Source organism: Halobacteriovorax sp. HLS (assembly GCF_004006665.1).
GTDB lineage: Bacteria > Bdellovibrionota > Bacteriovoracia > Bacteriovoracales > Bacteriovoracaceae > Halobacteriovorax.
Window position 1 is genome coordinate 23,812 of record NZ_QOCL01000016.1, and the last position, 21,172, is coordinate 44,983.

The 21,172-nt window shown below is 35.3% G+C and carries 17 protein-coding genes; 11 read left to right on the top strand and 6 right to left on the bottom strand.

The window, feature by feature from the left end:
- Positions 1-61: 61 nt before the first annotated feature.
- Complete coding sequence (locus DPQ89_RS17515; RefSeq protein WP_127718343.1) at positions 62-601, bottom strand: hypothetical protein; 540 nt, start codon at positions 599-601, stop codon at positions 62-64.
- Positions 602-786: 185 nt separating this feature from the next.
- On the opposite strand from DPQ89_RS17515, the gene DPQ89_RS17520 reads away from it, so the two are divergent.
- Together DPQ89_RS17520 and DPQ89_RS17525 are read left to right on the top strand one after the other, a co-directional pair.
- Positions 787-2,457, top strand: a complete 1,671-nt coding sequence (locus tag DPQ89_RS17520; protein WP_127718344.1) for a hypothetical protein — start codon at positions 787-789, stop codon at positions 2,455-2,457.
- Positions 2,457-2,903 carry a hypothetical protein gene (locus tag DPQ89_RS17525; protein ID WP_127718345.1) on the top strand — a complete coding sequence of 149 codons (447 nt, stop codon included), beginning with the start codon at positions 2,457-2,459 and terminating at the stop codon, positions 2,901-2,903. Before DPQ89_RS17520 ends, DPQ89_RS17525 begins: the two co-directional genes overlap by 1 nt.
- Positions 2,904-2,942: 39 nt before the next feature.
- Here DPQ89_RS17525 and meaB read toward each other — a convergent pair whose 3' ends face one another.
- The gene (gene meaB, locus DPQ89_RS17530; protein ID WP_127718346.1) at positions 2,943-3,908 is read right to left on the bottom strand and encodes a methylmalonyl Co-A mutase-associated GTPase MeaB; all 966 of its coding nucleotides are present in this window, start codon (positions 3,906-3,908) and stop codon (positions 2,943-2,945) included.
- On the bottom strand, positions 3,905-6,037 hold the full coding sequence (gene scpA, locus DPQ89_RS17535) for a methylmalonyl-CoA mutase (protein WP_127718347.1): 2,133 nt from the start codon (positions 6,035-6,037) through the stop codon (positions 3,905-3,907). Before scpA ends, meaB begins: the two co-directional genes overlap by 4 nt.
- A 197-nt stretch (positions 6,038-6,234) precedes the next feature.
- Between scpA and DPQ89_RS17540 the strand changes: the two genes are divergently transcribed.
- Together DPQ89_RS17540 and DPQ89_RS17545 are read left to right on the top strand one after the other, a co-directional pair.
- Positions 6,235-6,759 (top strand): hypothetical protein, encoded by a 525-nt coding sequence (locus tag DPQ89_RS17540; protein ID WP_127718348.1) that lies wholly within the window; start codon positions 6,235-6,237, stop codon positions 6,757-6,759.
- A gap of 78 nt (positions 6,760-6,837) precedes the next feature.
- A complete protein-coding gene (locus tag DPQ89_RS17545; RefSeq protein ID WP_127718349.1) occupies positions 6,838-8,277 on the top strand; it encodes an HD domain-containing phosphohydrolase in 1,440 nt (479 codons plus the stop codon).
- Between the two features lie 17 nt (positions 8,278-8,294).
- Here the strand turns inward: DPQ89_RS17545 and DPQ89_RS17550 are convergent, their stop codons facing one another.
- Positions 8,295-10,859 carry a pitrilysin family protein gene (locus tag DPQ89_RS17550; protein WP_127718350.1) on the bottom strand — a complete coding sequence of 855 codons (2,565 nt, stop codon included), beginning with the start codon at positions 10,857-10,859 and terminating at the stop codon, positions 8,295-8,297.
- Positions 10,860-10,930: 71 nt separating this feature from the next.
- Between DPQ89_RS17550 and DPQ89_RS17555 the strand changes: the two genes are divergently transcribed.
- Together DPQ89_RS17555 and DPQ89_RS17560 are read left to right on the top strand one after the other, a co-directional pair.
- Positions 10,931-12,055 carry a coproporphyrinogen-III oxidase family protein gene (locus DPQ89_RS17555; protein ID WP_127718351.1) on the top strand — a complete coding sequence of 375 codons (1,125 nt, stop codon included), beginning with the start codon at positions 10,931-10,933 and terminating at the stop codon, positions 12,053-12,055.
- Positions 12,056-12,126: 71 nt separating this feature from the next.
- Positions 12,127-12,438: a hypothetical protein gene (locus DPQ89_RS17560; protein WP_127718352.1), complete on the top strand. Its 312-nt coding sequence runs from the start codon at positions 12,127-12,129 to the stop codon at positions 12,436-12,438.
- Here DPQ89_RS17560 and DPQ89_RS17565 read toward each other — a convergent pair.
- The gene (locus tag DPQ89_RS17565) at positions 12,435-13,409 is read right to left on the bottom strand and encodes a hypothetical protein (protein WP_127718353.1); all 975 of its coding nucleotides are present in this window, start codon (positions 13,407-13,409) and stop codon (positions 12,435-12,437) included. The genes DPQ89_RS17560 and DPQ89_RS17565 overlap by 4 nt on opposite strands.
- 223 nt (positions 13,410-13,632) lie before the next feature.
- On the opposite strand from DPQ89_RS17565, the gene DPQ89_RS17570 reads away from it, so the two are divergent.
- The 4 genes from DPQ89_RS17570 (at position 13,633) to DPQ89_RS17585 (ending at position 18,054) form a co-directional block, all read left to right on the top strand.
- Positions 13,633-14,196, top strand: a complete 564-nt coding sequence (locus tag DPQ89_RS17570; RefSeq protein ID WP_164848512.1) for a nucleotide exchange factor GrpE — start codon at positions 13,633-13,635, stop codon at positions 14,194-14,196.
- Positions 14,197-14,220: 24 nt separating this feature from the next.
- On the top strand, positions 14,221-16,143 hold the full coding sequence (dnaK, locus tag DPQ89_RS17575; protein ID WP_127718355.1) for a molecular chaperone DnaK: 1,923 nt from the start codon (positions 14,221-14,223) through the stop codon (positions 16,141-16,143).
- A 72-nt stretch (positions 16,144-16,215) separates the two neighbouring features.
- A complete protein-coding gene (dnaJ, locus tag DPQ89_RS17580; protein ID WP_127718356.1) occupies positions 16,216-17,346 on the top strand; it encodes a molecular chaperone DnaJ in 1,131 nt (376 codons plus the stop codon).
- Positions 17,347-17,448: 102 nt separating this feature from the next.
- Positions 17,449-18,054, top strand: a complete 606-nt coding sequence (locus DPQ89_RS17585) for a hypothetical protein (protein ID WP_127718357.1) — start codon at positions 17,449-17,451, stop codon at positions 18,052-18,054.
- Here the strand turns inward: DPQ89_RS17585 and DPQ89_RS17590 are convergent.
- On the bottom strand, positions 18,035-18,736 hold the full coding sequence (locus DPQ89_RS17590; protein ID WP_127718358.1) for a hypothetical protein: 702 nt from the start codon (positions 18,734-18,736) through the stop codon (positions 18,035-18,037). The genes DPQ89_RS17585 and DPQ89_RS17590 overlap by 20 nt on opposite strands.
- A 150-nt stretch (positions 18,737-18,886) precedes the next feature.
- Here DPQ89_RS17590 and DPQ89_RS17595 point away from each other — a divergent pair, with 150 nt between their 5' ends.
- The gene (locus tag DPQ89_RS17595) at positions 18,887-20,866 is read left to right on the top strand and encodes an ABC transporter substrate-binding protein (protein ID WP_127718359.1); all 1,980 of its coding nucleotides are present in this window, start codon (positions 18,887-18,889) and stop codon (positions 20,864-20,866) included.
- The last annotated feature ends 306 nt before the right edge of the window (positions 20,867-21,172 follow it).

Consider the following 21,172-nt stretch of genomic DNA (forward strand, 5'->3'; position numbering starts at 1 on the left):
ATTTTATCATGAAATAGTTACACTAGGTCATGGGAAATCATGACCTAGTAATCACAAAACTCTATAGAGGATTAAGTGTACATTCGGCTTCAATCTTTAACGATGAGAAGTCTTCGCTGAAGTCTAGAATGACAGTATATCTTCCTTTTGCCTGAATATCGTTATCTATAAATGTTGTACTGTAGAACCACCTCGTTTCATTTAAGTCATCATATGATGAGCTTTCAGGTATAAATATGTCAGCGACATCTTGCTCATTCGACGTATTTGTTAATGATAGTTTTCCATTTTCATAAACAAAGTCGTATTTACCTCTTTCAAGGCCACTTCCACATTCAACTTCTTCATCATTGATTGTTCCAATGATAACTGAGTCATAAAAACTTTCATCTACAATGAAATGGTCTTCCTCTAGATTCATCTCAACATTACCGGAACTAATTGATTTTCCAGACATTGAAGTTTTAAGTGTTTCAAGCTTACTGCAACTCACTGGTCGATCATTTAAGGTACACGACTGAGTCCTCTTTATATCTTCTTCTGAGCAAGACATTAAAGTTGTGATTCCAAGTAGCATAATAAGTAGTTTAAAAGTTTTCATAATTTCCCCCATTGTTAGTAACTACTGGGTATAAAGCAATGGGCATGCCAAAAAAGTGTTTCGTTTTTGGAACATGTCACTAAGCTGTAAATATTGTTAACACCCCCTGAAATAAGTTCTCGACCCATATAATAATTTCCCAAATATACGTAAAATTAGGCATTAATACTTTAAAAGGTGAGTCTATGTTACTGGAATTATTAAGAAAGGTGTTCTTCTCATTCTTTCTATTTATTAGCTTCTTTTTCTTTATTGTCTCTGGACAAGCTAGTGAGAGCATAAAGCACTCTGTTGGAGTCTATGTTTCACAAAGTGGATTGAAGTACTTTAAGAACAACTTGATGAGTTTAGTTGAAAACAACGGTTTTCAGATAGATAGGTTTAACTACCCAGGTACTCAAATCACAATGGATGAAACAACAATTGAGGACTTAGTAGATGATGAAGAAGTAAAGGCTACAATTACAGATATAAAATCTCAAATCCAACGATATTTTTCTGGTTTAGGTCTTGATAAGCATCAGTTTCAGATAGATATCAAAAATGTAGGATTTTCAGCGAAATGGGATAAGCTTTCGCTTCTTTTTTATAAGCCTGAATTGGTAGAAGACGAGAAACCTTATGATGTACTGGTTTATGCTTGGGTTGAGGCCTCGAATATAAAGATTGAGGTTGACGAGATTACAGCAAGAGATCTTATGCACAAGTATATTGGTGATGTCGGAATTGATGGACTTAAAATAGAACAGGTAAATACAAGTGAAAAGCTAAGAATTGGGTTTCCTTTAAAAATTGGGAAGGCCGAAGACGGAAGTTTTGAGCTTATTGCTAGTAAACCAGTAAGTAATATGAATGATGTAAAGTTCTCCGCTGACTTCGATAGTCCTCTTCGTCTACCAGAGATCAAGATCTCTATTAATGGACATGAAGTAACGATGAATTTAGATGAAGTAGAAGGGTTAGTAAGAGAAAAAGAGCCTCTTATGTTAGAGAAAATACAAAGTTCAATTCAGGACTTTCTTGAAAATCAAGCTCCTAAAATGATTACTGAGTCAGCAGGATCTGCTATTAAAAACGGTATTGGAGAAATTTCTCAAATGGATCCTCCGGGCGCTCCTGAGGATAGAGTCGTACCAAAGCTTTTCTGGTCACTCAATTTAGAAGAACTTGATTTTGTAGGAGATAATCTTCACTTAGGTCTTGGAGCTGTCGTTGATGATCCAGCAAGTGTGAGAGAGGTAAATCTTCCTGCTGCATACACATCTTTGAAGCATCCAAATATTGAGTCTTCGGATATTGAAAACTACGATATTTCCCTGGCAATTAATCAAGGACTTGTTAATAGAATCATTCAGCTCTCTGCTGTCAGAGGATACTTTAAGTCTATGGAAATAGGTGATGGAGAGTTTATTCAAATTGTAGGACAGCCAGTACTAAATATGAAAGGAAAGGGGAACGGTAAGGCCGCAACTCTTTCTCTAGAGATTGCATATAAGGTTGAAGGTATTCAGGCCGTAGCGGTAAAGAATCCAATTCATATAAACTTTGACCTTAAGTTAGATTTTCCTATCGATCCTGTAACGAAAAAGATAAGAATGATTGCAACTGGTGTTGATATGGATAGCGTCTTCGTTGACGATAAATATATTAGATTCTTTAAAAAGAAAGTTAGAAAGGCCGTTAGAGAGCAACTAAAGGAAATGGAGCCAAGCGTGAAAGGTATGGAAATCGCTGACGAGATTCCTGTTCCGACTGACTTAGGTGGTCTTATCCTTGATAAGCAAAAAACGGAAATTAATGAAGCTGGTTACTTAATGATATATACTAATTACTCTAAATTGATGGAGATGAAATAATGAAAAAAATTATTCTACTACTAACACTACTATTTAACCTTAATTCTTTTGCTGATGAAGTTGGAGCTTTTACTATAGTAAATGCGAGAGGAACAAATGCTTCAGTCTTCTTAGTTGCAGGTGGACAAGGCATTTCTAGCTATGAAGTTCAGCGTGTTTACAGAAAGATTGGAACATTTGCGATAAATGATGGTGAGGCCGAAGTTCCTGCGTCTAGCTTTGAGAGATACGGATGGAGAGGACCTAGTCATGTAATTGTAGTAACTCACAATCAAGATGATCTTGCTTTAAGTAAATTTAGAAGTGACGAACTAGCAAGATTTGAAGATCCGACATACTCAATTCAGTCTGATAGAGTTGCACCAACTGCCGAAAACTTAAAGTATGTTGATAGAAAAGCAATTCTTTTAAAAAGAGTCAGAAGTAGTTCTAAATTTCAATTCTAAAGTTATTGGGCACGAAAGTGCCCTTTTCAATTCATACGATTATTTCAGATCTTTTTTAAAAGTTTCGATTATTAATTTAGATGCGTTATAGGCAGTCGTTTTTCCATTGGTAAGATCAGCTTCTAATGTCTGAATTAATTTATTTGTCTTTGGTGACAGTTTTAACATTAACTTTAGCTCTTCCATTACTAACTTTTCTAACCAATCTTTATTCTGAGAAGCTCTCTTAGACTTTAGTTCATTGTTTTCAATAGATTGTTCCTTGTATCTCGTTACCATCTCCCACACGCCATCAATATTCTTATTTTCTAGAGCAGATATCAATTGAACCTCTGGCTTCCAAAACGAGGTTGGATGAATAATTCCTAATGCGCTTTGATAATGTGATTTGGTTTGAGTTGCCAGGTTTATAGAGTCTCCATCGACTTTGTTTATGACAATAGCGTCTGCTAGTTCGAGAATACCTTTTTTAATTCCTTGAAGTTCATCTCCTGCATTAGGAAGCATTAGGACCATAAAGAAATCAACCATAGAAGCGACTTCAAATTCAGACTGACCAACACCTACTGTTTCAATTAATATGATATCAAAACCAGCTGCTTCACAAAGAAGAATACTCTCTCTTGTTTTTTGTGCTACACCGCCAAGTGAACCTGAAGTTGGAGAAGGACGTATAAATGCCCCTTCATTATTTGAAAGTTTCTCCATGCGTGTCTTATCACCCATGATACTTCCACCATTAATAGGCGAGCTAGGATCAACTGCTAAAACAGCAACTTTATGACCTTTTGAAATTAAGTAAGTTCCAAAAGTTTCAATGAAAGTAGATTTACCTACACCAGGTGTTCCCGAAATACCTAGACGAATACTATTTCCAGTATGCGCAAGAAGTTCTTCAAGAAGTTTACCTGCTTCAAGTCTATGGCCATCTAGCTTACTTTCAATAAGCGTAATCGCCTTAGCTAGTGCTCTTCTATTTCCTTGTAATATCTCTTTTGCGTTCATGCTTTCTTAGCTTCAGTTATTAGATCAACAACATCTTTCGCTGCTGCTGGAATTGCTGTTCCCGGCCCATAGATTCCTTTTACGCCTGCTTTATAGAGAAAATCGTAGTCTTGCTTTGGAATAACTCCTCCAGCTACAACAACAATATCTTCAGCACCAAGTTTTTTAAGTTCTTCTATTAGCTCTGGGATTAGAGTTTTATGTCCTGCTGCAAGGGAAGAAACTCCGATTACATGAACATCGTTTTCTACGGCCTGTTTTGCAACTTCTTTTGGAGTAGAAAATAATGGTGCTAAATCGATATCAAAACCAACATCTGCATAAGCAGTAGCAATTACTTTTGCTCCTCTGTCATGACCATCTTGACCCATTTTGGCGACAAGCATTCTTGGGCGTCTACCATGAGTTTTTTCAAATTCTTCGATTTGTTTTGTAATCATATTCCAACTCTCATCTGTTTCGTAAAGGCTACCATATACACCTGATACTGTTTTAGAATTCGCGGAGTATCTTCCCCAATGAACTTCTAAAGCATCTGATATTTCTCCAACTGTACATCTCAATCTTGCTGCATTAACGGCAAGTTCTAAACCATTTCCTTGACCAGTTCTTGCATACTCTGTAAGTGCTTCTAGAGCTTGCTTTACTTTATCATTATCTCTTTGTTCTTTAAGTTGTTTTAGCCTTTTAATTTGAGAATCTCTAACAGATGTATTATCAATTTCAAGAATTTCAATTTCTTCTTCTTTATCTAGCTTGTATTTGTTAACACCAACTATTGTATATTCACCCTTATCGATTTGTGCTTGCTTTAGGGCCGCAGCTTCTTCAATCTTTAGTTTAGGAATACCGGCTTCAATTGCTTTTGCCATTCCGCCAAGTTCTTCAACTTCTTTCATTAACTCTCTTGCTCTATCAGCAATCTGATTTGTGAGAGTTTCCATCATGTAAGAACCTCCCCAAGGATCAACGACATTAGTTATACCTGTTTCTTCTTGCAGAATGATTTGAGTATTTCTAGCGATTCTAGCAGAGAATTCTGTTGGAAGAGCTACGGCCTCGTCGAGTGCATTAGTGTGAAGAGATTGAGTTCCTCCAAATACTGCGGCCATGGCCTCTACTGTTGTTCTGATGACATTGTTATAAGGATCTTGCTCTGTTAGAGACCAGCCAGAAGTCTGGCAATGGGTTCTTAACATTGTAGATTTAACATCTTTGGGTTCATATTCACTAACAATTTCTGACCATAACAATCTTGCTGCTCTAAGCTTTGCTATCTCCATATAGAAATTCATTCCAATTCCAAAAAAGAAAGAAAGTCTTGGCGCAAACTCATCAATATTCATTCCACTAGCAATTGCTGTCTCAATATACTCTCTTCCATCTGCTAGTGTATATGCAAGTTCAAGTGCATTGTCCGCACCTGCTTCTTGAATATGATAGCCTGAGATAGAAATAGAATTAAATTTCGGCATTTTCTGTGCGGTATATTCGAATATATCTGCAATAGCTTTCATGGAAGGAGCTGGGGGATAGATATAAGTATTTCTAACCATAAACTCTTTTAGAATATCATTTTGAATCGTTCCTGAAAGTTTTTCTTGAGGGACGCCTTGCTCTTCAGCAGCGATAATATAATTTGCTAGAATTGGAAGAACGGCTCCATTCATTGTCATCGAAACTGAAACCTTATCAAGTGGAATTGAATCAAAGAGAATTTTCATATCTTCAACACTATCAATAGCAACTCCAGCTTTTCCAACATCTCCAGATACTCTTGGATGATCAGAGTCATATCCTCTATGAGTTGCAAGATCGAACGCTACCGACACACCTTGTCCTCCGGCAGCTAGAGCTTTTTTGTAAAAAGCATTAGACTCTTGTGCCGTTGAGAAGCCCGCGTATTGTCTAATTGTCCACGGACGTCCAGTATACATTGTTGCCCTTGGACCTCTTATAAATGGAGCAAAGCCCGGCATTGTATTAGTATTTTCTAAATGATCTGTATCTTCTTTAGTGTATAGCGGTTTAATATCTATACCTTCAGCAGATTTTTTAATTAGAGCTTCTGGTCCTTTGCCTCTTGTCTCTTTTGTGGCCAATTCATTCCAATCATTGATTGTTTTCATATATCTCCAAATTCATTTAGTTAATTAGTCAGAAACTATCAAAAAATGGGCAGATTTGCACACATCTTGGCCTGCTAAGTTAAGGAAAAAATTACGTAATTTTCCACAAGGGAGCGTTGTGTTAAAATAAGGGTATGTTTTTAGGTGATAATCCAAAAGGATTGCTAACCTATTGAAACCTCACATCTGGAGAGGCCATGTCAGCTAATGAAGCTAAAGACCTAATACTAGAAACAAGCCTTCAGTGCTATTTCTTTGATTTGTTACACGAATTAAACCAGAAAAATTCACGCCCATTACCTAGAGAGGCGATCTTTTACTCTAGTCTTGTAATGGATAAATTTGGTAGTGCTGGGGAGTTCTTCGAAAAAAGAGAAGGAAGGGTTAGTGAAAAAATCTTAGGAATAAAGCTGATGGAGTCAACCCATATGCCAAAGAACTTAAGAAAGCGTGAGCTTAAAGATATTGGTGATACTGCTCTTTTTATATGTGGTTTTTTTTCGGACTCATTAAATAAAAAACTAGTAGATGTGAAATATTATCAAGAAATAGGCCAAGCAGCTTACTCGAAACTGAATAACCTGGTTCCTTCTTTTTACGACGTAGACTCATTTTATTATGATTTCTCTAAGAAGTTCTCTAATGTAACCCTTTTGATGGACCTGCTTGCAAAAGATATATCTGCAAATAGAAAAGATGAAAGAATTCTCTGGATAGCCTAGTTTTCCTCTTTTTATGGAACTTGTAATTCGTAGATAACCTATTAAAATAATAGTATTAAGTAATTACATAAAGGCTTTATGAATAAATCAAAAATCATTCTCATTGGTAATAATAAGAATCTGCTAGATCTGATTTGTTTTTCATTGCAAACTAATTTTAGATTCGAAGTCATTAAGTTTACAAATATTGTCGACCTAATTGAGTATATGGGAGAAAATGATGACTTTTGTTTGATCATTTCTGACTACGCTCTCGGTGAAAAACAATTTTCTAATACTTTAAAAACCTTTGTAGATAAGAAAGCTAAGGTTCCTTTCTTTGCCTTGGGCGTACCAAAAAAGTTTAAAGAAAAAAATGAAAATAGAGATAGTATTTCTGAATTCATTGGAAAGACTAACTTGTTAGAAGACTTAAATATAGCAGTCAAAAAATATTTTCAAGTAGATGAAAATGAAACACCTAAGGATTTTTGTGAAGTTTCCTTCAGCGTTTTGACAGCGTTTGACGGATTAGAAACAGATCTATTTATAGAACTACCGACCGGAAGATATTTGAAAATATATCGGACAGAAGATGAGATTACAGAGGAAGATGTTACAAAGTATCAAAACAAAGGTGTTGAAGACTTATTTCTACATAAGAAAGTAAGCTCATGGCTTTTAAAAACAATTAATAAAGATATCGAGAATATTGTAACTAAGATTGAATCTAACCAAGAAGTAAAGCTTGAGGTTGAACCTCCTATGCCTAATATTAAGGATCTCAAAAATGTAGATGAGGCAAAGAGTGAAGAAGAGGTTATAGAAAAAATAGAAGAAGCTAAAGAAGAAGAAAAGAAATTTGAAGAAATAAATCAAAAAGTTGATCAGTTATTTAAGTTTGATAAAAAAATGGAAAAAGAGGTTTCAGATAAAGTTTCTAAGACACTAAAAGCAGTAAAGAAAGTACCATCTCTGGCCAAGCTACTAAAGAAGCTTAATGTAAGTAGAAACCCTGATGACTATTGTAAGCAACACGTGAACTTACTATGTAAGATTTGTACGGCGATTTGTCATGTCATGGAATGGAGACAGGAAGCGACAATTGAAAAACTAGTATTTGTTTCGTACTTGCATGATATAACTCTTTCTGATCATCCGCACCTAGCTCGCTTACAAACAAAAGAAGATTTTGAAAAAGTGAAGGATTCTCTTTCTGCTAAGGAGCAGGCTTTGTTTTTAAATCATCCTGAGCAAATAAAAGAGTTGGTTGATAAGATGCAGGAAACTCCCGCTGATGCTAGTACAATAATTCTACAGCATCATGAAAATTGTGCAGGTACTGGTTTTCCTTACGGACATAGTTCGAATAGATTATTGCCACTAACTGCAGTATTTATTATTGCTCACGATTTGGTTAATTATATTATCAATGAACCAAATTGGAATATTAAAGACTTTACTCTCATTGCATCTGAACGATATTCAGGATCTAATTTTAATAAGGTGATTAGAAAGTTAAAAGACTTAAAAATATAGGTCCCTTAGGACCTATTTTACATATCAGTTCTTCCTACTATTATTGTATTCCATTTTTTTGAAAAAGCTTTCTTAACTTCTTTTTGAAATTCTTCATAGGTAATATCATTTATTTGTGCATTACCTTTGTAGTACCAATCTAAACCTAATCCTTGCAATGTTGGAACACTATAGATATTAGCGTAATCCTCATTTGTTTGAACATTTAATAGAGATTGACCATCAATCATTTTCTTTATTCTGTTAAAGTCCTTTTTGCTTAAGCCTTTGGTCTTTAGTCTTTCAATTATATCTTTAATGGCCTTCACTGCAGGTGTAACTTTGTCGTGTCCTGAAGCCATGTAGATACCCCAGTACCCTGCCTCAAGTGCCGTAAAGTGAATTGGTTGTGCGGAATAACAAAGACCTTGTCTATCTCTAACTTCAACAAAGAGCTCACTAGATTGACCCGAAAGGTGAGTTGCAATCATCTTAAGAACAATATTTTCTTTCGACCCAAGTTTGGCACTTGGAATAAAGTGAAAAATTTGTGTTTGCTCTCTATCAAATTCGATAAAGTGATTCTTTCCGACAATTGGTTTGACAGGTTTTTTAATAAGTTTACTTTTCTTTCTTGGTCCAAGATCTTGAGTATTCTGTTGAACTAAAGAAATAACCTCTTCATGTGAGAGGTCTCCACAATAACTGATCAGAATTTCTTTTTGTTCAAGATTACTTCTATGTAAATCAAGAACATTCTTTCTCTTGATCTGGGAAAGATTTTTTTCATTACCTAAAATATTAAAACTATATGGATGATTGTTAAAGGCCATCTCATTTACTTTTCCGAAACAGTGACGAACAGGGTCTTCTTTTTGATTTTCTAAATGCCTAAGAGTTAGCTCTTTTTCGTGATCTAGAAATCGTTCTTCAAATGAAGGGTTTGTTAAAGTTTTAAAGAAGTCTGAAAATAGCTCACTACAATGCTCGGTTTGTCCGTGTAGTGTAATTCCATAGGCATTCTTACCTGTGAAACCTGAAATATGGGCAGATTTATTTTCAAGGTCATTTTTCAAGTCTTCATAGCTCTTGCTTTCATGACCTTTGGATATGGTCGCACTTAAAAGGTGATAGATCCCATTATTCTTTGTCGTTTCCTCAGTTAGTCCTCCTTTTATATATGTATGAAGAACAAAAGTAGGATTAAGTGGATTATGTCTATATAATAGAGAAATACCTTTTTTAATTTCAATTACTTTTACTTGTGGATCGAACTTAGAGAGAGTTTCTTTAAATTTTGATTTCTGTTTGTTCGCAATATTTTTTAATTTTGAAATCTTTTCATGAAACTTCTCTAACTCTAGTTTTGAGCTGTCTTCTTTAGCATCTCTTGGTAGTTGAAGAGATATGTGAATAGGTCTTGAAAATATTTCTTTAAAAGTTGCATTTACTTCAGCAACGGAAGTTTTTCTTATTTTATTTATAAATTCATCTTCACAATTTATATCACCAGTCTGTGCGTAACCATGGCCTAATGAAAATGCGTATGATTCTAGAGATTCTTTTTCATATACTTTTGAAGCCACATATTGATTCTTTATTCGATTAATTTCATCTTTATTTAAACCTTCTTTCACGAGGTCTTTAAAAATAGTTTCAAGTCTTTTTAGAACTTTTTTGAGATTCTTTTGCGGAAAACTTACTCTTAAAAAATGAACTCCGCCCTTTGCCATAAACATCGTTGAACTAGATGCGCCATTAGATAAAGTTCCATCAAGTACAAGACTTTTGTGAAGCCTCGAAGTTTCTCCGTGACCTAAAGTACTCAGTGCAAGATCCTCAGCAGCAGCATTCTTATCAGAGTGGGATGGGCCTTGAATTGTTAAAGTTAACTGGCTCATTCTTACATCTTTAGTATGTAAATCTATATTAGAAGTCGACTTAAGTTTAAAGTTAGGGAAGTTTGAACTCTCTCCTTTAGGGAGTTTATACTTTTCTACTGTCTTTAGTATCTTATCTTTGTTCTTAAGGTCTCCCGAAATTACTAACATAGCATTTTCTAGATTATAGTACTTCTTTCTAAAGCTCTGAAGCTGGGACTTATTGAATTTTAATATTGTTTTCTCAGTCCCTAGAATTGGATGTGCATATCCACCTGTGAAGCTACCTTTTTGTATTTTTTGAAATGAGTATTGATTAGAGTTGTCTTGTGATCTTCTATACTCTTCAAAGACAACTCCAATTTCAGGTTTGAAATCATCTTCTTTAAACATTGGGTTTGCAACCATATCCATAAGGATATCAGCGGTTTGATTTATTTTAGAACTTGGGGAGTTAATGTAATAGCAAGTGTAGTCAAATGATGTGAAAGCATTTACTTCTCCTCCAAATGATTCTACTTCATGAGCGATGGCAGCTCCTGGCCTAGTCGGTGTTCCTTTGAAAAACATATGTTCTAAAAAGTGAGCAATACCTTCATCCTTTTTAGTTTCAAGGGCAGAGCCGGCTTTAAACCATATTTGTACACTCGATGATGTAGAGCCTGGAAAGTCTACGAGAAGTGTTTTAAGTCCATTTTTCAAAGTTACTTGTTCATGTTGCATATATATCCTAAATCAATTAATTTATACTCATTCTATTATAGGATATGAACACGAATAATTAAGGCCTTTATTTGAATATTCGAGATATTAGATCACTTTATATTCATTTCCCTTTTTGCCGTCATCTTTGTAATTACTGCGATTTCTACAAAAATATACCTAAAGACAAGATGAAAGAGTATTCCAGCTTTGAAGCCTCTCTAATAAAGGGGTACGACCATTTCTTTAAAACCTTTAAAGACTCTAATTATCAAGTAAGAAGTTTAAATACTCTATATTTAGGAGGTGGAACACCTTCACTTTGGGATAAGCGAGGAGCTGAGTTCTTGCAGAATTTTCTTCTTGATAGAAACATAGAATTGAGTACTGATTGTGAGTTTACCCTCGAAGTTAATCCTGGTGGATGGACAGAAGAAGGTATCGAAAAATTTAGAGAAATTGGAGCGAATCGGTTTTCATTAGGCATACAGTCCTTAAATCCTAACTTTATTAAAATAATAGATAGGATTCACAATATTGACGACGTTTACAATACTTTGAAGTTCTTTAATGAAAAAGAACTTTCATTTTCTGTGGATTTTATGATTGGACTTCCTTTTTCAAAAGATTATGGAAGAGATATCGTAGCTGAACTTGAAGAGATCTTGTCGTTTAACCCTGAACATATAAGCTTATACATTCTGACAACCAAGGCCGGCTATATTCATCGCAACCACCTTCCTGATGAAGACTTTATTGAAAGAGAATATCTTAAAGTCAGTGAATTTCTAAGATCAAGAGGTTTTGATCATTATGAAGTTTCAAATTTCTCAAAACCGACTAAAGAGTCTCGTCACAACCTTAAGTACTGGAGAAGTGAGTCTGTTATGGCGCTTGGAGCGTCTGCAACAGGTTTTTTAAAAGAGATTGGAACAAGATACAAATGGAAAGTCTCTGATAGTGCTTTCTCTGTTGAGAAATTAACTCATTCAGAACAAGCTTTAGAGCAGATTTATATGGCCTTAAGAATTAATAAGCCATTTTGTCTAAGAGATCATGTTAATAATGAGAGCAAGCTTCTTGAAGTTATCGATTTGTGGAAAAGTCGCAAATATATAGATTTCTATGATGGAGAAAGGATCTCTCTAAACTCAAGAGGCTTTCTTATGTTAGACAGCTTATTAGATGATCTTTTTAAGTATAACCTTCTTGATTAAATTTTCTTAAATCATTGACAACTATTTTTATTTTTCGTACTCAAGCTAATAAATAATTAAGGAGTCTTTTTATGAAACAACTTGTTTTAGCTTTAAGCTTTGTTCTAGTTTCTTTTTCTACATTCGCTGAACTTCCAGCTTATTCTATAACTCAAGAGATTGATCACTCTGTTGAAACGCTTTCTGTAAGTCAAATGGATGCTTTAAAGTCTCAGAAAAACGCAGGCTGCTATGCTTATACTAGATGTTGGAATGGAAGAATGATTCAATGTCAGACTTATGGAAATGGATGTACTTTCTATTCTCAACCAGGTCAATATGTTCAGTGTACAGGTTATAATTCTTGGGGACAGTGGGTTAATACATACGCGACTTGTTACTAGTACGAAACTTTTCTAAGGCTCTCTAGTAGGGCCTTAAAATGTGCAACTCTGTCATAGCTCCATCTTTCAGAATATCTTAAAGTTGGAGCAAAGCTAATTTTTTTAACTCCTCTGCAATCAGTGACACTTAATAAGTGATCGACACCAGCTTCGGTTATTTTGTAAGCATCTTCTAGAAATGCACTTGTAAGTGGAACAACTCCATCATTCTTTCCTATTTTCTTCTCAGAGATATCTCTAAAAAGTTCTAAAGGAGTATCCCATCCAAAGGTGTCTTCCTTAAATGATCCAAAGTTTATAACAGGAACCGTTGAAGTAATGAATTTATAAGATTGTTCATTAGCATTCATTCTTTCTTTAGATTGCTTCATTGTAAGGCTTTTAATACCTTCTTCAGAGCCTCCTAATAGGTTAAAAAGCCACTTTCCTAGTGTGTTAAATAGGCGATTAGAGCTTAAGTTTTCAGCTATGACAGATCCATAGAAAGGTGTTTGAACTGTAATAATTCCTGTGACTTTTTTTAATAACTCAGGCTTTTTGTTAAGAGCAGCGAAAGTATCAATGCCACCTTTACTATGAGTGAAGAGAATGACATCTCCTTGTATTTCTTCAATAACTTCATTTAGAAAGTCGGCATTTTCATTCGGAGAGGCTTCAGACTCTAGAAGAACTACTTCGTAATTGAGACCATTTTCTATTAGCCAATTTTCATGATCTCCAAAAATTTCACCCATCAGAAGATTTACTTTTATTTTTTGATTCGAGTCCTCTCTAAAAGATTCCGACAGTACTCCAGGTACTAATATTATTGTTTGAGACTTTAGAAAACTAAGTAATAAAGATTCGTCTAGAGCTTGATTTTGGGCCTTTGCCTTGGCCAAGAGATATTCTTTAGAGATATCTAGACGAGCTCCATAAGTTTGAAACGAGATGGAGAGCATAATTAATAAAATTGTCAAAATTTTCGACATGAGTCATATTCCTTACATTAAAAATATGTAATATTAATAACTTATAAAGTTAGTTATTATACATATTCTTTATTATACAAATGCGATGCCAGTTGCTATAACACCCTATAATTATAGGATTATGATAAAGCGTAAAAGTTTTTTTCCCCCTTTAACATTGACACTTTTGTAAATGCTCACATCTTGGGTGGGACGAAAAATTAAGTTTGGGAGTTATTTAAAAATGAGTACAGAGAATACAGATAACAATGAAGTAGAAACTGAAAATGTTAGAGCACATGCTGAAGAGTCGGTAGATCAAGAACAAGATAATGTTGAAGTTCTTGAGGCAGCTAAAGAGGAAAAGGAAGAAAAAGAAGAAGAGGACTTTAAAGCTAAGTTCTATTACCTTGCCGCAGAAATGGAAAACTTAAGAAAGCGTAATGAGAGAGAAACTCAAAACCTTTTAAAGTATGGTAATGAAAAAATTCTATCTTCACTGTTAGACGTAGTCGATAACTTAGATCGAACTTTACAAGCAATTGTAAATGATGAGGATGAAAAAATTAAAAATATTGCGGTTGGGATAAATATGGTTTCAACGCAGATGACTGACGTTTTAAAGAATAATGGACTTGAAGAAATTGAGTCGGTTGGAAAGACGTTTGATCCAAAGTTTCACGAAGCTTTGGCACAACAGCCAGCTGAGGGCGTTAAGGATGATGAGATCATTTCTGAATATCAAAAAGGTTATATTTTAAACGGTCGTTTGTTAAGGGCCGCAAAAGTAGTAATAGCAAAGAACTAAGAAAAATATTTTAAGGAGTATATCATGGGTAAAATTATTGGAATCGATTTAGGAACAACGAACTCTTGTGTGTCTGTTCTTGAGAATGGAAAGTATAAAATTATTGCAAACGAAGAGGGACACAACACAACTCCTTCAGTGATTGGTTTTGCAAATAATGGTGAAACTTTAGTAGGGCAAGTTGCAAAAAGACAAGCAGTTACTAACCCTGGGAAAACACTTTACGGTATTAAAAGACTAATTGGTCGTAAAGCAAGTACTCCTGAAGCTGAAAAATTCCAAAAGGTTGCTCCTTTTGAAATCTTCGCAAATAAAAACGGAGATGCTTGGGTAAAAGTTGACGGTAAGGAAATGTCACCACAAGAGATTTCTGCAATCGTTTTACAAAAACTAAAAAAAGCAGCTGAGTCTTATCTTGGTGAAACTGTATCTGAAGCAGTTATTACTGTACCAGCTTACTTCAATGATGCTCAAAGACATGCGACTAAAGACGCGGGTAAGATTGCAGGTCTTGATGTAAAAAGAATTATTAACGAGCCAACAGCCGCAGCACTTGCTTATGGTTTAGATACTAAAGTAGATAAGAATATCGCAGTATTTGATCTTGGTGGTGGTACATTTGATATCTCTATTCTTGAAATTACTACTGATGGTGTTTTTGAAGTTAAAGCAACTAACGGTGATACTTTCTTAGGTGGTGAAAATTTTGATGAAGATATCATTAACTATCTTGCTGAAGAATTCCAAAAAACTGAAGGAATTGACCTAAGAAAAGATCAAATGGCACTTCAGAGATTAAAAGAAGCTGCTGAAAAAGCTAAGCATGAATTATCAAATGTTAACTCTACAGACGTTAACCTGCCATTCATTACAGCTGATCAGTCTGGACCAAAGCACTTAAATATTAACCTATCTCGTGCTAAGTTTGAGTCATTAATTGCAGCCGACTTAGAAGCTCTTGCAAAGCCATGTTTAACTTGTCTTGACGATTCAGGACTTGATAAAAATGAAATTCATGAAGTAATCCTAGTTGGTGGTTCAACAAGAATTCCTGCTGTTCAAGAAAGAGTAAAGGCCATCTTTGGTAAAGAGGCTTCAAAAGGTGTTAATCCTGACGAAGTAGTTGCTGCAGGTGCTGCGATTCAAGGTGGTGTTCTTGCTGGTGACGTTAAAGACGTTTTACTTCTTGACGTAACTCCTCTATCTCTAGGAATTGAAACTCTTGGTGGTGTTACAACTAAGATCATTGAGAAAAATACTACGATTCCTGTAAAGAAGTCACAGGTATTCTCAACAGCTCAAGATAATCAGCCAGCTGTTTCTATTCACGTACTACAAGGTGAAAGAGAATTCTCTAATGATAATAAGACTCTAGGTAAATTTGATCTATCTGGAATTGCTCCGGCTCCAAGAGGTGTTCCTCAGATTGAAGTTATCTTTGATATCGATGCAAACGGAATTGTTAATGTGTCGGCCGTTGATAAAGCAACAGGTAATAAGCAAGAAGTGAAGATCACTGCAGGTTCTGGACTTTCTGAAGAAGAAATCGAAAGAATGGTTAACGAAGCAGAAGCTAACAAAGAATCAGATACTAAGAGAAGAGAAGTTGTAGACACTAGAAATAACTTAGATGCACTAATTCTTTCTTCTGAAAAAATGATTAAAGATGGTGGAGATAAAATTCAAGAAGCTGACAAGAAAGAACTTGAAGCAGCAATTGAAGCAGCTAAAGGAAAACTACAATCAGAAGTTCTTGATGAACTTAAAGGTGAAGTTGAAAGATTACAAAACGCATCTCACAAGATTGCAACTCAAATGTACCAACAACCAGGAGCTGAAGGAGCGCCAGGTGCAGGTCCAGATATGGGGCAAGAGCAAGCAGGAGCTCAGGCAAATGCAAAGAAAGAAGATGACGATGTAGTAGACGCTGACTTTAAAGAAGTTTAATACAGATTAAAATTACTAGAGCGGGAGAGATTCATATTTGAGTTTCTCCCGTTTTCTAATAAAGAGAGAAAAATGAGCAAAAGAGACTATTACGAAGTTTTAGGCGTTGATAAGGGCGCTGGAAAGGATGAAATTAAGAAAGCATATCGTAAAATGGCGATGAAGTTTCACCCTGATAGAAACCCTGATAATGCTGAAGCCGAAGCTAAATTTAAAGAAGCGTCTGAAGCAGCCGAAGTACTATTGGACGAGAACAAAAAGTCTCGTTACGACCAATTTGGCCATGCCGGAGTTGATGGACAGGCCGGCGGTTTCGGTGGTGGGTTCGGCGGCGGATTCGGCGGTGGAGATTTCGGTGATCTTGGCGATATCTTTGGAGAAATTTTTGGTGGAGGTAGAAGAGGTGGTGGACGTAGACGTTCTTCAGCTCGTGCCGGAAATGATTTACAGATGGCACTGGAAGTTGACTTCTCTGAGGCCGCTTTTGGTTGCGAAAAAACAATCTCAATTAATAGACTAGCAGAGTGTGGAACTTGTCATGGTTCAGGTGGTAAGGATGGTTCTAAGCCAGTTGATTGCGACATGTGTGGTGGTATGGGTGAAGTGAGAAGGCAACAAGGCTTCTTCACTGTTTCTCAAACTTGTCCGAAGTGTCAGGGCTCAGGACAGAAAATAGATAATCCATGTGGAAAATGTAATGGAGATGGACGATCTAGAAAGAAGACGGAGCTCTCTGTTAAAGTTCCTGCTGGAATTGATCATGGTCAAAGACTAAAGCTTTCAGGTGAAGGCGATGCTGGATCTAAAGGTGGACCTGCCGGAGATCTATACGTTGTAATTGATTTAAAAGAACATGACTTATTTGAAAGAGATGGGTTTGATGTTCACTGTACTATCCCTGTATCTTTCTCTCAGGCCGCACTTGGGGCGGATATTGAAGTGCCTACTCTAGATGGAAAGGTTTCTGTTAAAGTTCCTAGTGGTACTCAGTCTGGAAAGAAGATGAGACTTAAAGGGAAAGGAATTCAGAGATTAGGTGGTTATGGTCAGGGTGATCAAATAATGCATATTCATGTAGAAACTCCTCAGACTCTTACTAAGGAACAGGAAGAATTGTTCATGAAGCTTGCTGAAATGGATAGTGATAATTCTCATCCAATGAGTAGGGGATTCTTTGATAAAGTAAAAGACTTATTTCAATAACTTAAGGCCTCTGTTAGAGGCCTTTTTTGTATACTCTTTTTACAAGAATATAGTTTTTTCACCTAGCGAAAATATATTCTTAAAAGTAGGTATTATTCTAGAATGAGATGCTTACTTTTATTAATTCTTTTTACTTATTCGTCACTATCTTTTGCCATCGATGCTGACAATGTAGATATTCCTGAAGTCTATCAAAGAGAGTATATTCATACTGACTATAAGAAGCATAAGTTCGTTCAAACATATGGTGTGTTTACTTGTGTCGCTGTCATTATTTATTCTGATAGTAAAAGAGCTGTTCTTGCTCACTTTGATGCATCAACAAAAATTGATAGATCGATAGACCAGCTTCTAAGCAATTTTTCAGCACAAGAGTCTTTAACCATTACTCTTGCAGGTGGGCAAACACCATTTAAATTGGAAGAACAACTTAGAGCTAATCTAAGAGAAAAAGGATATAAAGTTAGTAAGACTATTCGTAATAAAAAGAATGATGCTTTATCAATAATGCTAAATCTAGATAATGGTGAAGTATTTGAATATAGCGAGAGGGTTTCTTCTACTGATTGGAAGGTTTCACGTGCCAAGATAGATCGATTAAAGTTTGAGAAAAGACTTTATCGTCATGAGTTATCAATTGGAGGTGGAGATTATATAGAAATTTTAGAGCAACCTAATGAAGGACAATTTAATTTTCTAAATTTCTAGGGTACCAGCATATAGGCCTAGGTCTCTGAAATAAACCATCAACCATAGTATCTAGCCTACATTGAGCATCTGGATAAAAGGTATCAGATTCATCTAAATAAGGAGCTATAACTTGGCTTCTTTGATCGAAAGAAACATTATCTCCTAAGTAATTAAAAAAATGAATTGAGCTTTCTAAGGCATCGAGAGTTCTATTACAAAACTGTTGATTCTCATTGGTCATACAAGAGGGATAGTTTTGTGAAGGAGTAGACTGTTTTAGGTATTTTGAAAGAATAGGAAAGCAATACTTTGTAGCATAATAGTCAGACTGACCTTCTTGACTACTTCCATTGCTCTTTAGAGGTTCTCCGCCGATGCCGTGTCCAATCTCGTGGCATGCCGTAATTGCTAAACCATCAAGGGTCATACCTTCTAATCGTGCATAACCGCCAAAAATAAAAATATGATGAAGAATCTCATCTTCTACAGTTGATTGTGAATATGAAGCTCTAACAACTTCAAGATTCCACCAATAGTTTTCAAAATTTCCAACTTTTAAATTAATAACAAGCTGATCTTTAGAAGAAGGTCTAAGTTCTGGCCAGGCTTGATTTAAAGCGACCTTTAGTTGTTGAAATTCATCAAAAGTTACCGTAGCAGTACTAATTGAAATTAATAGGTGGAAAATTAATAATATCATTATAGTACTTCTATAAAATTTATTATTATAAAGATATAGTTGTGAAATTTATCTAGTATGACTTGGGGAGTTACCATAAAGAAAGTAGCACTTTTTCATGCTCTCTAGTACAATTAAACTCAAAATTAACCAAGAAAGAGAAGATAAGTAATGAGAAATATTTTAAATATACTAATTTTAGTTAGCTTTGTTTCATGTTCAGGAATATCAATGCTCTCAGGTGTTGATCCAAAAGATTTATATACTGAGAAATTTATGACTTTTATTACTTCTGTAAAAGAAGAATATAAAAAAGGTCAGTCCGAAAGTGCACTAAAGAAGTTACAAGCTTACAACACTGAAAACCTTCTACCTTCAGAACAAGCTCTTAGACGTAATTTGATTGGTGTTATTAATTTTTCTGAGAAGAATTACGAACAGGCCATTTATAATTTTGAATTGGCCGTAGGGAAGTCTCGACTAGATAAGGCCCTGACAGCTCAGATACAGCTAAACCTTTCTAGCTCATTTTATAAGTTAGGTTACCTTGATAAAGCCTATGCCACTTTAGCGATTTGTGAATTTAAGAATTTACAGAAAGCTGAGGCGAAGAAGTTTCATAAACTTTATTATTCAATAGCAACTGAGCTTGATAAGCCATCACAGGCAATGAAATCAATAATATGGTACTTGTCTGATATTGATAACCTCAGTGGACTAAAATCGCAGCCAATGTATCAAAAACTAATGAATTCATTCTTTCAACTGACTTCTAATGAGAAAAGAAGAATCTTGCAAGAGTTTGAAGATGAACCATTCTTAGTTGTTGGATATCTCGGTTATCTTGAGTCTGAAAAATTATACTACGGTGGTTCAAGGGATGATGCAAAGGACCTCTTAAGCTGGGTCGATTCGAAGTATGCAAACTTTGCGGAAATTGAACTTTTGATTGCTAACTTTAAATTTAGATTGGAAAGCTTTACAAAAATGAATCCGTTTTCCATTGGTGTAATCTTACCTAGCTCAGGTGAGAAGCTTGAGTTTGGTAAGCGAGCTCTTGTTGGAATTGACAATGGTATTAGAGAGCTTAATAAAAATATTGAAAATGGCCCTAAGTACGAAGTTTTTCTTAAAGATAGTGAAGGTAGTGGTGTCGTAGGAGCTTATAGGGTTAAGGAGCTTGTTGAAAAACATTACGTTTCAGTAATCATAGGTGGGCTTTTCTCATCTGAAGCAACGAAAGAATATCTAGAAGCAAAGAGACATGGAGTTCTATTTATTAGTCTTTCTCAAATCTATCTTCCTAAAGAAGAGAAGAACCATTTATTACTCGAAATCCCGGGTTCGGTTGAGTCACTTGTAAACAACTTGTTTTCTGAAGATATGTTAAACCATTTTGGTAAAAGAGCTGCAGTTATTTATCCTGATTCAGAAAGAGGTCAAGCTTATGTCGATGAATTTTGGAGAAAAGCTAAAATTCACGATGTAAAAGTAACAGAAGTTAAGTCTTACGATAAGAATAAAACTGACCACAGGGAAACGATTCAAAAGCTTTTGGGTCTTAAGTATAAAAGAGAGAGACAAGAAGAGCTTGATATAATGGAAGATATTCATTCTCTCGAAAAAAGTAGCTCGACAAGAAGAATTCAGACATTGAAGCCAATCGTTGATTTTGATTGGGCCTTCGTTCCGGCATTTCCAAATGAGGCTTTACAGATAATTCCATCATTTACATACTTTGATGCTTTTAACTTAAACCTCATAGGTGGGCCTTCGTGGAGATCGAAAGCATTAAGTAGAGAGAGTCACAAATTAGGCTCGCTTTACTTCATAGGTGATGACTTTAAAATTGATAATTCAACTTTTGTTAATAACTTTATTGATAGATATAAAGTACAGCCACGGCTAATTGAAATGCGTGCTTACGATGCATTCAATGTTCTAAATACTATCTTGGCAGAGAGTTCTATTACTACTAGAGACGAGCTAGAAATGCTTGTGAGAAGTAGAGAAGAAATTGTAGGTCTTACCGGGACTTGGACTCTTCAGGATAATGTTTGGCTTAAGCAAATGGTACCTCTGAAATTGAGAAGAGGAAAAATAGAGCCAGTACAATTTGTTAAAAAAGAAGACGAAAAAAAATCTCTTTAATAAGAGATCAATTTTAAGCAAAAAAAAAGTAAGGTTAAACCTTACTTTTTAGCTGCTTGAATTTTCTTAAGAATTCTAGCTTTTTTCTTAGCTTGACCTTTTCTTCTTTTCATTTTGATTTCAGTCTTCTTTCTACCTGCACCCATCATATATCCTTTTGCTACGTGTTATGATCAATTAATCTCATCATACTAAGAAAAATGGCCCATTATGACAAGGAAAATCTAGTATATTCATGTAAAAACTATTGCAGAGCGTGAAAATGGTAAACAATCGTTTTTATCAGCATTTAGGTAACATAAGGGT